The sequence below is a fragment of the Nostoc sp. DedSLP04 genome, assembly GCF_034530775.1.
Lineage (GTDB): Bacteria > Cyanobacteriota > Cyanobacteriia > Cyanobacteriales > Nostocaceae > Nostoc.
On record NZ_JAVRCL010000026.1, the window covers coordinates 64,072 to 78,000 of the forward strand.

Below are 13,929 nucleotides of genomic sequence, written 5' to 3' on the forward strand. Positions count from 1 at the left end.
TGACAAATACCATCACAAACTTAAAGGCAGCTGAACTGTAAACGTTGTCCAGCCCTGAGAGCTGGTAACTTCAATCGTGCCTTGGAGATATTCTACTAACTTCTTAACCAATGTTAAACCTAATCCTGTGCCACTTTGTTGCCAGCGTTCGCTTTCAGGAATCCGGTAAAACGGCTCAAAAATTCGAGATTGTTCTTTTTTTGGAATTATCACCCCAGAATTGCTAAATGTGATTTGAAAATAAGGAACTTGAAAATTATCTAATACACCAGATTTAGCATCCTCATCGATCGGACTTTTTGTGATATAAATTAGCTGAACGTTTAACACAATCTGTCCATCAGGTGGAGTGTATTTACAAGCATTGTTGAGTAACTCTGAGATAATTTCAGTCAGGCTAGCCAAGTCTGAAACTAAAGGTGGTAAATCTGGAGAAACACTAACTTGCAAAGACTGTTCTCTAGCTTGAGCGCGTTCTTGAAAATACTCGGCAACGTGAGGCAGCCAGTTTTGGAGTTGAATTGATGTTAATTCCAATGGATAGACATCTGCATCAATCATTCGTAGATGCAGTAAATTGTCAACCAAATCCAGTTCTTGTTCGCACTGTTCGCGCACAATACGTAAATAGCGGTCTACAGATTCAGATGGGGGAAGTGTGTTTGAATTTAAGATACCCTGGCGATCGAGAATATTTTCTAGCACAGAGATTGCCATTTTGATGTTTGACAAGGGCGTTCGCATTTCATGAGAAGTGGTTGCCAGAAAATCCTCTTTTAATTGGTTCAGGCGTTGCAGTTCTGCCACTCGAACTTCTAGTTGTTGGGCACGTTCAGCTGCGAGATTGCGTTCTTCGGTTAACCGTCGTTGCGTGTCATCTCGGAAAACAAATACGGCTCCTGTAATTACACCATTATTATTTCTCAGGGGAGTAGCACTATCAGCTATTGGTGTAGTTGTCCCGTTTCTAGCAACTAGTAGAACACCACTGCCTAAATATATAGTAGTTTCTTGTTGGAGGGCTGCAATAATTGGATTTTCTGTCGGCAACTGAGTTTGTTCATCAATGATTTTGATAACTTCAGTTAACGTCTTGTCTTTAGCTTCATTCCATTGCCACCCTGTTAGAGCTTCAGCTACCTGATTGATGTATTTAATATTTAAATTAGTATCGACTACAATTACCCCATCGCCCATTCCTCGAAGCACAGAACTCAAAAATTGCTCGCGATCGTAGCGATTGAGTGCTGTTTGAATGGCAACGTAAAGTTCTTGCTCTTTAATGGGTTTAAGAATATATCCAAAGGGGGATGTCAGCGTTGCTCGCTCGACAGTACTTTGATCGGAGTGCCCGGTGACGTAGATAATCGGGATTTGCAAATGATGCCAAATTTGCTCTGATGCCTGGATACCATCTATTTCACCGCGTAATCTGATATCCATTAAAATCAAGTTTGGGCGTAATTCAGTTGCTTTTGCAATTGCCTCTTCGGCAGAATCGGCAATATCTAAAACAACATATCCTAAAGACTCTAAAGTTTCTTGTAAGTTGATAGCAAGGATATATTCATCTTCAACAACAAGGACTCGAACTGTCTCTTTTGTGTGCGTGTTTGGTGAGAGGTCAATTATGTTCATATCCGGCTGTTTGTAAAAGTAATTTTGAACTCTGTTCCTTGTTGAGAGTCAATTTCAAGTTTTCCTCTTAGCTGCTTGACTAAACCCTGGACAAGTGTTATACCCAGTGTTTTAGTTTTCTTACTATCAAAGTTTTCGGGTAAGCCAACACCATTATCTCTAATAATGAGTGTCAAAGTAGATGCGGGTTCTTGATAAAACTTAACCTCAATTTTGCCTCCACGATTACCAACAAAAGCGTATTTTAAAGCATTAGAAACCAGTTCGTTGATAATTAGACCACAAGGAATGGCGGTTTCGATGTCAAGGCTAGCATTATCAACTTGAATATGTAGTTGAATCTGGCTAGAACTGACATTATAAGAATCAAATAAATGAGTTGTTAAATCTGGAATGTATTGAGCGAAATCGATATCAGCGAGGTCTTCAGAACGGTATAGTTTTTCATGAACTAGGGCAATGGAAGCAATGCGGTTTTGGCTATCGCGCAAAATAGCTGTCACCACAGGATCTTGTGTTCGTCTGCATTGCATTTGCAGCAAACTGCTGACAATTCCTAAATTGTTCTTAACACGATGATGAATTTCTTTGAGTAATACTTCCTTTTCTTTTAGAGAGGCTTTGATTTTTTCTTCCGCTTGCTTTTGCTCGGTGATATCTTGTTGGATAGCCACAAGGACACTTCCATACTCAGGATGTTCAAAAACGGAAGCGGTAGCGCTACACCAGAATGGAGTACCATCTTTTTTAATATTATAAATTTCATAGATTACTTCACTGCATTCTAAAACAGCAGTGCTAATCGCCTGATTAACATCTTCAGGTGTATTATTTTCATCACCATAGTTGACGATCGATACATGCTGACCGATTAATTCACCAGGCTCATAACCAAACATCTGCTCGAATTTAGGATTGGCGTAGACAAACACGCCATCTGTTGCACGAACTAGGCAAATTCCCTCCGCCATGTTGCGGGTAATGACTGCTTGCAACTCTAACATTTGTTCAGCGCGTTTGCGATCGCTGATTTCAACTACCACAATGCCCATGCTAATAGGTTCATCAGCTTCAGACTGAATTGGAAAATAGGAAGCTAGCCAAGTCCTGATTACACCTGGAAATTTTGGGGTTTCTCCACTGATTTCCAAATCTAAAATTGGTTCACCTGTTGTTAAGACATGTCGAAAGAGTTGCTTTTGCTTTGGTGCAATATCAGGGACAATCTCCCACGGTGTCTTACCAATATGCTCTGCTGCGGGAATGCCATTAATTTCTGCTAATGCTTCATTAATCAATGAATAACGCAGTTCCCGATCGAGAATGGTTATACCAACAGGTGCATTATTGATGAAGGTATCCAATAACTTTTGCTTGTGAGCTACTTCTCGCTCTAGAATCTTGCGTTCTGTGATATCAATCGCCACTCTACCCACTAGCTTTTGTGCGGACAATCCGAGAATCGGGAATTTGTATACCAAGAACTCACCGAGGGAACCGTCTGGTTGAGGAGCAAATTCAATCACCTCAATTGCCTGATTTGTCTCTATGACTGTGCGAAGGTGATCGAAATGCTGCCTAGCAATTTCATCTGGGTAGAGGTCAGAAATATATTGCCCAATCACCTGTTCGGGTAGTAATTTAAATGTCCGCAGGTATGTTTGATTTAAGTAAAGTACACGCCCATCTGTATCGGTGATGCAAGCTAGCACTGGGCTGTTGTTCATAAATGCCTGAAATCGGGCTTCACTTTCTTGCAAAGCTGCTTCTGCTTGCTTTTGCTCACTTACATCAATAATTACTCCTAACATCCGTACAGGTTCGCCTGCTTCGTTGTAAGCAGCACGCCCTTTTCCCGTGAGCCAGCGAACCCTGCCATCGGGATAAATCACTCGATATTCAGCTTGAAAATTAATATGTTGTGCCAGTGCATTTGATACAGTCTGTTCAATTCCGTCAACATCCTCTGGATGCACGCGATCGCGCCATAATTGATAGCTGGCTGATATTTCTGGCTCTAAACCTAACAAACGAAAATGGTTGTCGTTCCAGATAACTTCGCCTGTTTGAACATTCCAATCCCAAAGACCGATGTGATTAAATTCCAACGTTAGTCTCAGTTGTTCTTCATTTTTGGCTAAGGCTGCTTCGGCTTGTTTGTGTTCGCGTAGTGCGGCTTGTCGATCGCTGATATCCCGATGAGTACCAGTGATTCGCAGAGGATTACCATCTGCATCTCGCATCACAACCTTGCCGTAGTTGGCAATCCATTTGCATTCGCCCGATTTAGTGCAAAGTCGATAGTCAAATTTGTACGGTATTGAACTATCCTTGAAATGAGCTGCCAAGATTTTCTTTGTCCAAGGTAGATCGTCTGGATGAACTAATCGCTCCCAAGTACTCAAATTCTGTGGGAGTTCATCAAAGCGGTATCCGAGCATTTCTAAATAGCGAGGGCTGTAATACACCTCTCCAGTCAAAAAATTCCAGTCCCACAAACCATCCCCAGAAGCCTCAAGGGCTAATTGTAGTCGTTCCTCGCTTTCTCGGAGAGCTATTTCTGCCCGTTGCTGCTCTTTTTCACCATCCTTCCGGGCAGTAATATCCGTGATTCGTACTAGTTGCATCACAGTACCAGCGACCGTAATTTGTTTGGTTGCGATGTTTCCCCAAAAGGATTTGCCCTGCTTAGTAATATATTCAACTTCTCGACTGCAAAACCCTTGCTGGTGAATTTCTTGTATAAAGGTGGCAATCTCATCGGAAGTAAACGGTTGTTTTTGCAGAGTGTTACCTTTAATGTTAATTAATTCGGCTTTGCTAGAGGCTGCAAATAGCTTCACTGCTCGATCGTTACAGTCAGCGATCAGTAATGTTTCAACATCTACCAAAAAAAGTGCATCAGCGGATTCGTTATAAACAGCTTCTAGCAGGTCACGACTACGGATTATTTCTAACTCATTTTGTTTACGTTCTGTAATATCTAGAACCGCTCCCAATAGCTTAACTGGCTGCCCTTGAGCATCATAAGCTATCTCTGCTTTCGACTCAACGTAGCGCACCGAACCATCAGGTCGGATAATTCGATACTCAAGATTGAAAGGGGCTTGTTGAGCGTAGTCTGTCGTAGACATCGCCTGTTCCAGTTGAGCCTCTATCCAGGCGCGATCGTCTGGATGAACTATTTGGAGAAGTTCCGTCTGGTTGGGTTCGCCTTGAGTGGGATTTAGACCAGAGATGCGAAAGGTTTCCATTGACCAGGAGCGCTTTTTCGTTTCTAAATTCAATTCCCAACTGCCTACATGGGCGATTTGTTGAGTAGTGGCTAGCAGTGCTTCACTTTGTTGGAGTTTTTCTTTAGCCTGTTTGAGTTCGGTAATATCTCGCCCTTCTGGAATCAACAAAACAATTTGACCTGTCTCATCTAAAAGCGGACGGAGTGAAAAATCGATTGTTGCTACCCGATTATTTGCACCGAGAACATCAACTTCATAGCGGATAAACTCTCCTTGGGCTGCACGAGCGATCGCTTGTTTTAATTCTGTTTGAGTTTGCGGTGAAATTGTCCACCAGTGTGCTTCCCAAAAAGGGCGATTGATGACATCTTCTAGTTTCAGTCCGGCAAAACTTAGCGCCGTCTGGTTCGCCTCCAGTAAAATGCCAGCTGGCGTTAGCAGTCCGATGAACTGGAAAGTATTATTGAAGATGGCACGGAAACGGCGATCGCTTTGGTGCAATTTGGCAGTGCGTTCTTGTACCTTGGCTTCTAACTCAGTGTTGAGAATTTGGAGGTTGTGATAGAGTTCGGCTTGTTGGATAGCGATCGCTAGTTGCACCGTCAGTGAAGAGAGCAATTCTACCTCAAATGTCTGCCATTGTCGCGGGGCAGAACATTGATGTGCAATAAATAACCCCCAAAGTTCAACTGTTTGAGTCTCCTTGCTCTCAAACAAAATCGGGACAACTAAATTCGCCTTCACCTGAAACTGTTCCAAAAGTTGAATATGGCAATCACTTAAACCTGCTTCGTAGATGTTTGTCGCCGCCCAAATTTTTCCTCGGCGATATTCTCCCCCCTGATTTTCCTGAAAACAGGTATCTTCAATCTGCATTCCGAAGATTGGTGTCCATTGGGGTAATACCGACTCCGCGACGATGTTGCCCCGCATTTGAGGCGTAAATTGATACAGCAGTACTCGATCGACATCTAGTAACTGGCGGACTTCTTGAACGCTCGTGGCAAGGATATCTTGAAGCTTCAACGATTGGCGAATATTAAGAGCGATCGCTCCTACTAACTTTTGTTGTTCCTGTTGTTGTTTTAGCTGCCGCATTAGCTGCATCTGCTCGATCGCCCCATGAACCGCTCGACGTAAATTATCAGAAGTCAGTTTTCCCTTGACTAGATAATCTTGCGCCCCACTCTTGATCGCTTGAACTGCGATCGTTTCGTCTCCCTGTCCAGTCAGTAGAATTACTGAAATTTGACTGTTAGAAGTTTGCCTCTGTAGCCGAGTGAGAAATTCCAGCCCATCTAAATCTGGTAATCGATAGTCCAACAAAATCACATCTGGTATTTTCCCTTGACAAGCTTGTAGCGCCTGATTGCCAGATTCAAATTCGTAAATATCATAAGTGTAGCGATCGTCCCGCTCTAGGAAGCGTCGATACAAAGCTCTATCTTCAGCAGAGTCTTCTACAAAAAATATAGTTGTCATGTTGTCGCCCTCCTAAAGACAGCTGCGGGAGTGAGGAGTGGGGGAGCAGAGGAGCAGAGGAGCAGGAGGCAGGGAGATGAGGGGGTAGGGAGCAGGGAGCAGGGAGCAGGGGGAGAATAACTCCTAACTCAGCACTGATTACTCATTACTCAACACTGTTTTCCCCAATCCCCAGTCCCCAATCCCCAGTCCCCAATCCCCAGTCCCCAATGCCCCATGCCCCCTAAATTAGCAAATTCGGACTTTTTCTCGATCGCAGACTACTATTTTTAGTCGTATAAACGCATAATAGAATAGTGACTGATCTGTTCGCCCCTTTACAATCTCTCAAACAAGGTGACTGGTTCAAGCTGATCTGCGGAGCCAGCTTCCAGCATTTGCCGGCAGTCAGAAGTTTAACGTTAGCCTATACTTTGGCGGGCGCTGACTGCATAGATGTTGCAGCTGATCCAGCAGTAATTGCAGCAGCGCAATCAGGGCTACAAGCAGCCAAATCTCTGGCTCAGGATGCCCAAAAGCGAGGCTTTGACTACAAAGGCAATTTACCCTTTTTGATGGTCAGCCTAAACGATGGAGAAGACCCCCATTTTCGCAAAGCAGAATTTAATCCTCATGAGTGTCCTACAGACTGCCCTAGACCCTGCGAACGGATTTGTCCGGCACAAGCGATTGTGTTTGACAGTATCAAAGAAGACTTTTCAGGAGTAGTATCCGAAAAGTGTTATGGCTGCGGTCGTTGCATTCCAGTTTGCCCTTATGGTATAATTTATACAGCTTCATACGTGACAACGCCAGGAGCGATCGCGCCATTGGTAATGTCAACGGGAGTAGATGCCGTAGAAATCCATACAAAAGTCGGGCGATTGGCAGAATTTGAGCGATTATGGCAAGCAATTTCACCGTGGGTCGATAAACTAAAGTTACTAGCCATCAGCTGTCCTGATAGTGAAGGGATGATTGATTACTTAAGAACGCTCTACGAGAGGATTGCCCCATTCAAGGGTGCTTTAATTTGGCAAACCGATGGTCGTCCGATGAGTGGTGATATTGGCGATGGCACTACAATAGCCGCAGTGAAATTAGGGCAAAAAGTTTTGGCAGCTAAGTTACCAGGATATGTGCAGTTAGCAGGCGGCACAAATAAGTATACCGTTGCTAAGTTAAAGGCAATGGAACTACTCAAAGATTTTGGATTGCCGATTTTAGATTTTAGATTAGAAGAAGCTAATCCACAATCTAAAATCCAAAATCCAAAATCCAAAATTTCTGGGGTCGCCTACGGTAGCTACGCCCGCGTACTGCTGTCACCAATTCTCGAACAGTTAGAGAATAAGGAGGTAAGTAACACCAATATGAAGGCGACTGTTCGCCTAGAAGAAGATGAAGTATTACTTTGGCAAGCTGTAGAACTTGCCCATTCTCTCGTTTCCCAGATCAAGTCACAGCAGGAGCGTTAATTGCTCGTTCGGAAAAATCCCCAGAGCGGGTTCTCCTGCACGCAAATGTCCTCGCTATCTCTAAAAACGTCACCATAGAACGCATGACGATTACAGACGATCTCCAAAAGTTATTAGACATTTTGCCCCAAGACCTGCAACAAGTACTAGAGAGTCATCCCAAACGAGATAGTTTAGTAGAAGTGGTCTTGGATTTGGGTCGTCGCCCAGAGGCTCGCTTTCCTAATCAAGCTGAGTATTTGAGCGAAGTACCCGTTACTCAAGAACAAATAGATGATTGCATTCAACGAGTCGGAATCTTTGGCGGAGATAATCGGGCAGGAATTGAGCAAACTTTGCATCGGATCAGCGCTATTCGCAACCGCACTGGTAAGATTATTGGCTTGACCTGTCGCGTTGGTCGAGCCGTATTCGGAACCATTGGCATGATCCGCGATTTGGTAGAAACTGGTAAATCGATTCTCATGCTGGGGCGTCCAGGCGTGGGTAAAACTACCGCCTTACGGGAAATAGCCCGTGTTTTAGCGGACGATTTGCAAAAGCGAGTAGTGATTATTGACACCTCCAATGAAATCGCTGGGGATGGTGATGTTGCTCACCCCGCCATTGGTCGCGCTCGACGGATGCAAGTGGCTCATCCAAACGAACAGCATCAGGTAATGATTGAGGCAGTGGAAAACCACATGCCAGAGGTCATTGTTATTGATGAAATTGGCACGGAACTGGAAGCTTTAGCGGCTCGTACCATTGCAGAACGGGGCGTACAGTTGGTAGGTACAGCCCACGGGAATCAGATCGAAAATCTGATTAAAAACCCCACCCTGGCTGATTTAGTTGGGGGTATCCAAGCTGTGACCTTGGGAGACGATGAAGCCAGACGGCGAGGCTCTCAAAAGACTGTTTTGGAGCGGAAAGCCCCACCTACCTTTGAAATTGCAGTGGAAATGTTGGAACGCCAACGCTGGACAGTACACGAAAGTGTTGCTGACACCGTAGATAATCTGCTGCGGGGGCGTCAGCCTACTCCACAAACGAGAACCGTTGATGACCACGGCAAAATCGCGGTTACAAGGCAGTTAGCTGTTGTCAACGGTCGTGGTGGACAGCTAGGAACAGTAGAGGATTCTTTCCCACCGGCGCGACCGTCTAATGGCTGGCGTTCATCTGGACAAATGGTTGCACTACCGCAATTGCCTGTAGAGCGGGTAACTGGACGCAGTGAGTTTGACCGTTTGCTGGATGAATCCTTCAATTATTCTGAGAGCATTGATTTTGATACTGTTACCAGACACCCAGGGCCCAATGGTGAAGATTTGCCATTGCACGTTTACCCTTATGGCGTTAGCCGTCACCAACTGGAACAGGTGATTAGCGTGCTAACTTTGCCCGTACTATTGACAAAAGATATAGATAGTGCTGATGCAATTTTAGCACTGCGATCGCACGTCAAAAACCACGCCAAATTACGCCAAATGGCCAAAGCTCGTCATGTACCCATTCACATGATTAAGTCCAGCACCATTCCCCAAATTACCCGTGGTTTGCGGCGGTTGCTGAATATTGACGACCCAGAGATGGCCGATGATAGAGAACTACAATTGTTTTTACACAATGGTAGCGATGATGAGATGGATGCTCTTGAAGAAGCTAGACTTGCCGTTGAGCAAATTGTGATTCCTAAAGGACAACCAGTCGAGTTATTGCCGCGTTCTCCCCAAGTCCGCAAAATGCAACATGAGTTGGTAGAACATTATCGCCTCAAGTCGCATAGTTTTGGCGAAGAACCAAATAGAAGATTACGGATTTATCCGGCGTAACTTTAATAACTCTACCAAAAACTTTACTTACGATGTACACACAAGCTTTTGTCAAGGTAATTTACGGTTAGTCTCGTAGATAGCCCCTGAGATACCTCACCCTGTCCTATCCTGACTAAGGATAAGACAGGGTGAAGTTTTGGAGGACTTTCGGGTAATCGGATAACTTATGTGTACAGCGTAACCTTTTAGGAGAAAAGTTTATGGATTTGGAAAGCGCTTTAACTATCAAAAATCGCCAAAATCATTATCTACATTCAAGCTAATAGTCCAATTTTCTCGCCCTAATTCGCTGTTATCATCAACATTACGCAGCGTCTCATAGACAAAGAATTCGTAAAGAGTGAGTAAGCCCTAATTCACTCAATCTTGCATTTTTTTAAACATCTGTTACATTACTTTACAGACAGTTATAACTGCTACAACACTTGAATTTTGGAGTTATGCTCATGTCAGATTTTAAGAATTCTGCGTCTATTGTTTCAGAAGATCCTAATGCTGTGCGTTTTGGCTTCACTCCTCAGAGTGAAAATTGGAATGGTCGTCTTGCAATGATTGGTTTTGTCTCTGCAATTTTAATTGAAGCTTTTTCTGGTCAAGGGCTACTCCATTTCTGGGGTATCCTCTAAATTGGCGATCGCAGGGTAGAACTGCTATACTACCCTGCAAAATTCTCTATATTCTACGCCAGTCATTCGTTTCTAACATCTGGCGGCTATTGCCATTGGTGCAAAATATCAGATTTTTCCGGTTAAGCCAAAATATAAGTGAATAATTACTTTACATTGAATATGTATAGCTAAAACTCATGGAACTACCCCAACGCGTATCAGTCCGCTACAAAGACGCGTCCTTCAACACCAATGAAATCCGCTTGAGAACTTTTCGGCTTGGGTTGCAAATATGGGATGAACAAACTAAACCCAGAAAAACAGAGCTTTATCAGTTTATATCGTCTTGCTTAAAACAAGTTGACCGCCAAGATCGTTTTATGTTTTCTCTGTTGTTCATAGAATTAACAGACCTCATCCGCAACTCTTCTCTGGAAAGAGGAACGAAAGAGGTTCTGATTAAAACAGCTTTTAGAGAATTTGCTTATGCGATAACAGACTTTGAAGACGTTGCCAAATAAGGCTAGTTATGGGGATGTTGGAATTGCGTAAGCGTAGGCATCACCTTAAAGCCATCTGACCTAGTTGAGTGGGATATCTATAGTAAACAGCTTTCTAATCAAATTAGTTTTTTAGCTAAATGCGCGGATGGGTAGGTGTTGAGGAAGGGGGGAATACAAAAATAGCTGAATTGCCCTATATGTAAGGTTTTGAGGGCTGTAGCATCTTCAAACCATCCGCGCACCTTATGTAGACTGAGTTTCAGCTATTTACATTTAGCACAATTGCCACTCCTTATGTTATGATTTTTGCATTCGCGCTATTGAACCTTGAAAACCAAATAACACAAGTCTTTCAGACGCCTGCATCGCAATCAACTAAAATCCCTATTAGGGATTGAAACCTGTAGGCTGCCAAAATAGATTCCCCTGTGTGCATATCGCAATCAACTAAAATCCCTATTAGGGATTGAAACAGACAAGTCGTAGCTGATGAGGTCAAAGTAGTTCAAATCGCAATCAACTAAAATCCCTATTAGGGATTGAAACAGCACTACGGTAACTGTAGAACCTGCGCCCATAGCATCGCAATCAACTAAAATCCCTATTAGGGATTGAAACAGTTAACCTGACTGAGCCTGATGTGTACGCTAGGATCGCAATCAACTAAAATCCCTATTAGGGATTGAAACGCTACGCCCAACCAACCTTCATGGCAAAACCCCCAATCGCAATCAACTAAAATCCCTATTAGGGATTGAAACCTGTGTATGCTAACTCGTTTGTGCGCACCTTAGATCGCAATCAACTAAAATCCCTATTAGGGATTGAAACCTATGAACTCCTGTAAATCCGTAATCAACTTAGGCATCGCAATCAACTAAAATCCCTATTAGGGATTGAAACCGATCGTACCTTTTTACAATCGGTAATGGAGGCACACATCGCAATCAACTAAAATCCCTATTAGGGATTGAAACCTGTTTACCAAACCCGAACGCCGTACGGAATCTAAATCGCAATCAACTAAAATCCCTATTAGGGATTGAAACCAAGAAACCCCTGACACCTCGGTAGTCTCCCACGGCATCGCAATCAACTAAAATCCCTATTAGGGATTGAAACGTCTAGCCAGTTAATCCTATTTGGGTGTCCTGGTATATCGCAATCAACTAAAATCCCTATTAGGGATTGAAACGAAACCCCCGACGCCCCTAAGACCACGACAGGTCGGCGAATCGCAATCAACTAAAATCCCTATTAGGGATTGAAACCCATTAATGCGTGTGAATCCTCGCCGGATTTCGCATCGCAATCAACTAAAATCCCTATTAGGGATTGAAACTTAGCCCCAGATAATACAGACGAATCTATTTTATATCGCAATCAACTAAAATCCCTATTAGGGATTGAAACACATCATCGGCACTTACTAGCGCATTGTCGGGTAAAATCGCAATCAACTAAAATCCCTATTAGGGATTGAAACGACCTCTAAGAGAAGCAGAAATCACGGTTACCCTTTAGCTTGACATATCGCAATCAACTAAAATCCCTATTAGGGATTGAAACGACCTCTAAGGCTGACAGTAGCTCTCTGGGTTCCTAATCGCAATCAACTAAAATCCCTATTAGGGATTGAAACGAATCAGCCGCCGTGACGATTAGCACCCTAAGTCGCAATCAACTAAAATCCCTATTAGGGATTGAAACCATCCGGGGCGTTGATGCCAACATGGGAGGTAGCGCGCTCAAATCGCAATCAACTAAAATCCCTATTAGGGATTGAAACACAAAAACCATCCGATCTAGGCTATAGCGATGATGATCGCAATCAACTAAAATCCCTATTAGGGATTGAAACCTCTATCTCTTGCAGTGACAATTAGTTTATTTTTCCATCGCAATCAACTAAAATCCCTATTAGGGATTGAAACTCTGCATTGCATGAATCTTCCTAGCACTTTGCAAATCGCAATCAACTAAAATCCCTATTAGGGATTGAAACCTTAAGACTCATGCTGCAAGGTGGAATGCTCAAATCGCAATCAACTAAAATCCCTATTAGGGATTGAAACGGCTATTTGGGTGCGACTGGATTACAAAATATTCAAAATCGCAATCAACTAAAATCCCTATTAGGGATTGAAACATAATCAATAATGTTTGTACTACATCCCAAATAAATCGCAATCAACTAAAATCCCTATTAGGGATTGAAACTGTAATATTGAATCGTGAACAGACGCTCGTCAGCGATGCGTATCGCAATCAACTAAAATCCCTATTAGGGATTGAAACACGATCGCTCCTTTTCCAGGTGATAGCGACCAACAGCATCGCAATCAACTAAAATCCCTATTAGGGATTGAAACTTGTAAGTGCCGCCACTAGTTAAAGCAGCTTCAACAGATCGCAATCAACTAAAATCCCTATTAGGGATTGAAACCGCATGAAGGCGCGATCGCGTTTGAGGATAATCGGATCGCAATCAACTAAAATCCCTATTAGGGATTGAAACACATCGGCAACCGCCAATGATTTCCAGATTGGATCGCAATCAACTAAAATCCCTATTAGGGATTGAAATAGGATCATAGCTTATGAATACAATTGTTTATCATCCTGATTACTACCGCATAATTGAGCGCGTCTCTAATGGATGGTTATTTAAGAAAGGTGAATTATTTCACACAACATTACCATTTGCTGTTGACATGAGCGACTTTGAGCTTCTGTACGGCATCAGCAAGCAACAGGTAGCGGTTGAGCTACGCAAAATTAACAGCGACAAAGCTGGCTATTACCTGGCTGATCTCCGTAACAAAAAATATTACTACTGTGGGACTGAGCCAGTGGGAGTAAAAAGTAAGTTACTAGACTTAGGAATTGGACGGGAAGATCCAACGACCGCAATCAACTAAAATCCCTATTAGGCATTGAAACAGAAACTCTCAGAGCCAGAATCGATGTTGTAGAGATCGCAATCAACTAAAATCCCTTTAGGCATTGAAACTTTTCTTCTATCGTCTTGGTGCGATCGCCTGATGGTGCAATACGATCGCAATCAATATCCCTATCAGGTATTGGAACGAAGTATACCGAGAGCTAGCCTCTGAAAATAGTATTAAAAATTACAAAAATTACTTCAAGGGTCATTCCACATCCAGCTTGAGGGCTGTGATATT

The 13,929-nt window shown here is 43.2% G+C and carries 7 protein-coding genes and 1 CRISPR repeat array; of the genes, 5 read left to right on the forward strand and 2 right to left on the reverse strand.

Annotated elements, in window-relative coordinates; all coding sequences use genetic code 11:
- Positions 1-12: 12 nt before the first annotated feature.
- Together RMX89_RS16740 and RMX89_RS16745 are read right to left on the reverse strand one after the other, a co-directional pair.
- Positions 13-1,638: a response regulator gene (locus tag RMX89_RS16740; protein ID WP_322689692.1), complete on the reverse strand. Its 1,626-nt coding sequence runs from the start codon at positions 1,636-1,638 to the stop codon at positions 13-15.
- Complete coding sequence (locus RMX89_RS16745; RefSeq protein ID WP_322689693.1) at positions 1,635-6,356, reverse strand: PAS domain S-box protein; 4,722 nt, start codon at positions 6,354-6,356, stop codon at positions 1,635-1,637. Before RMX89_RS16745 ends, RMX89_RS16740 begins: the two co-directional genes overlap by 4 nt.
- Before the next feature lie 296 nt (positions 6,357-6,652).
- On the opposite strand from RMX89_RS16745, the gene ldpA reads away from it, so the two are divergent.
- The 5 genes from ldpA (at position 6,653) to RMX89_RS16770 (ending at position 13,665) form a co-directional block, all read left to right on the forward strand.
- Positions 6,653-7,813, forward strand: a complete 1,161-nt coding sequence (ldpA, locus tag RMX89_RS16750; RefSeq protein WP_322689694.1) for a circadian clock protein LdpA — start codon at positions 6,653-6,655, stop codon at positions 7,811-7,813.
- Between the two features lie 83 nt (positions 7,814-7,896).
- Positions 7,897-9,630, forward strand: coding sequence for a R3H domain-containing nucleic acid-binding protein (locus RMX89_RS16755; RefSeq protein ID WP_322689714.1), 1,734 nt, complete (start codon positions 7,897-7,899; stop codon positions 9,628-9,630).
- A 449-nt stretch (positions 9,631-10,079) separates the two neighbouring features.
- Positions 10,080-10,259 carry a chlorophyll a/b-binding protein gene (locus RMX89_RS16760; protein WP_099103697.1) on the forward strand — a complete coding sequence of 60 codons (180 nt, stop codon included), beginning with the start codon at positions 10,080-10,082 and terminating at the stop codon, positions 10,257-10,259.
- A gap of 179 nt (positions 10,260-10,438) precedes the next feature.
- Positions 10,439-10,762, forward strand: a complete 324-nt coding sequence (locus RMX89_RS16765) for a hypothetical protein (RefSeq protein ID WP_194046858.1) — start codon at positions 10,439-10,441, stop codon at positions 10,760-10,762.
- A gap of 346 nt (positions 10,763-11,108) precedes the next feature.
- Positions 11,109-13,331: direct repeats of the CRISPR family, unit length 37 nt; unit sequence ATCGCAATCAACTAAAATCCCTATTAGGGATTGAAAC.
- 13 nt (positions 13,332-13,344) lie between these two features.
- Positions 13,345-13,665 (forward strand): hypothetical protein, encoded by a 321-nt coding sequence (locus tag RMX89_RS16770; protein ID WP_322689695.1) that lies wholly within the window; start codon positions 13,345-13,347, stop codon positions 13,663-13,665.
- Positions 13,666-13,929: the final 264 nt, after the last annotated feature.

What these genes read in the sequence shown, in the direction of transcription:
- RMX89_RS16740 (WP_322689692.1), bottom strand. Translation starts at nt 1,638, where the DNA reads ATGAACATAATTGACCTCTCACCAAACACGCACACAAAAGAGACAGTT.
- RMX89_RS16745 (WP_322689693.1), bottom strand. Translation starts at nt 6,356, where the DNA reads ATGACAACTATATTTTTTGTAGAAGACTCTGCTGAAGATAGAGCTTTG.
- RMX89_RS16755 (WP_322689714.1), top strand. Translation starts at nt 7,897, where the DNA reads ATGACGATTACAGACGATCTCCAAAAGTTATTAGACATTTTGCCCCAA.
- RMX89_RS16760 (WP_099103697.1), top strand. Translation starts at nt 10,080, where the DNA reads ATGTCAGATTTTAAGAATTCTGCGTCTATTGTTTCAGAAGATCCTAAT.
- RMX89_RS16765 (WP_194046858.1), top strand. Translation starts at nt 10,439, where the DNA reads ATGGAACTACCCCAACGCGTATCAGTCCGCTACAAAGACGCGTCCTTC.
- RMX89_RS16770 (WP_322689695.1), top strand. Translation starts at nt 13,345, where the DNA reads ATGAATACAATTGTTTATCATCCTGATTACTACCGCATAATTGAGCGC.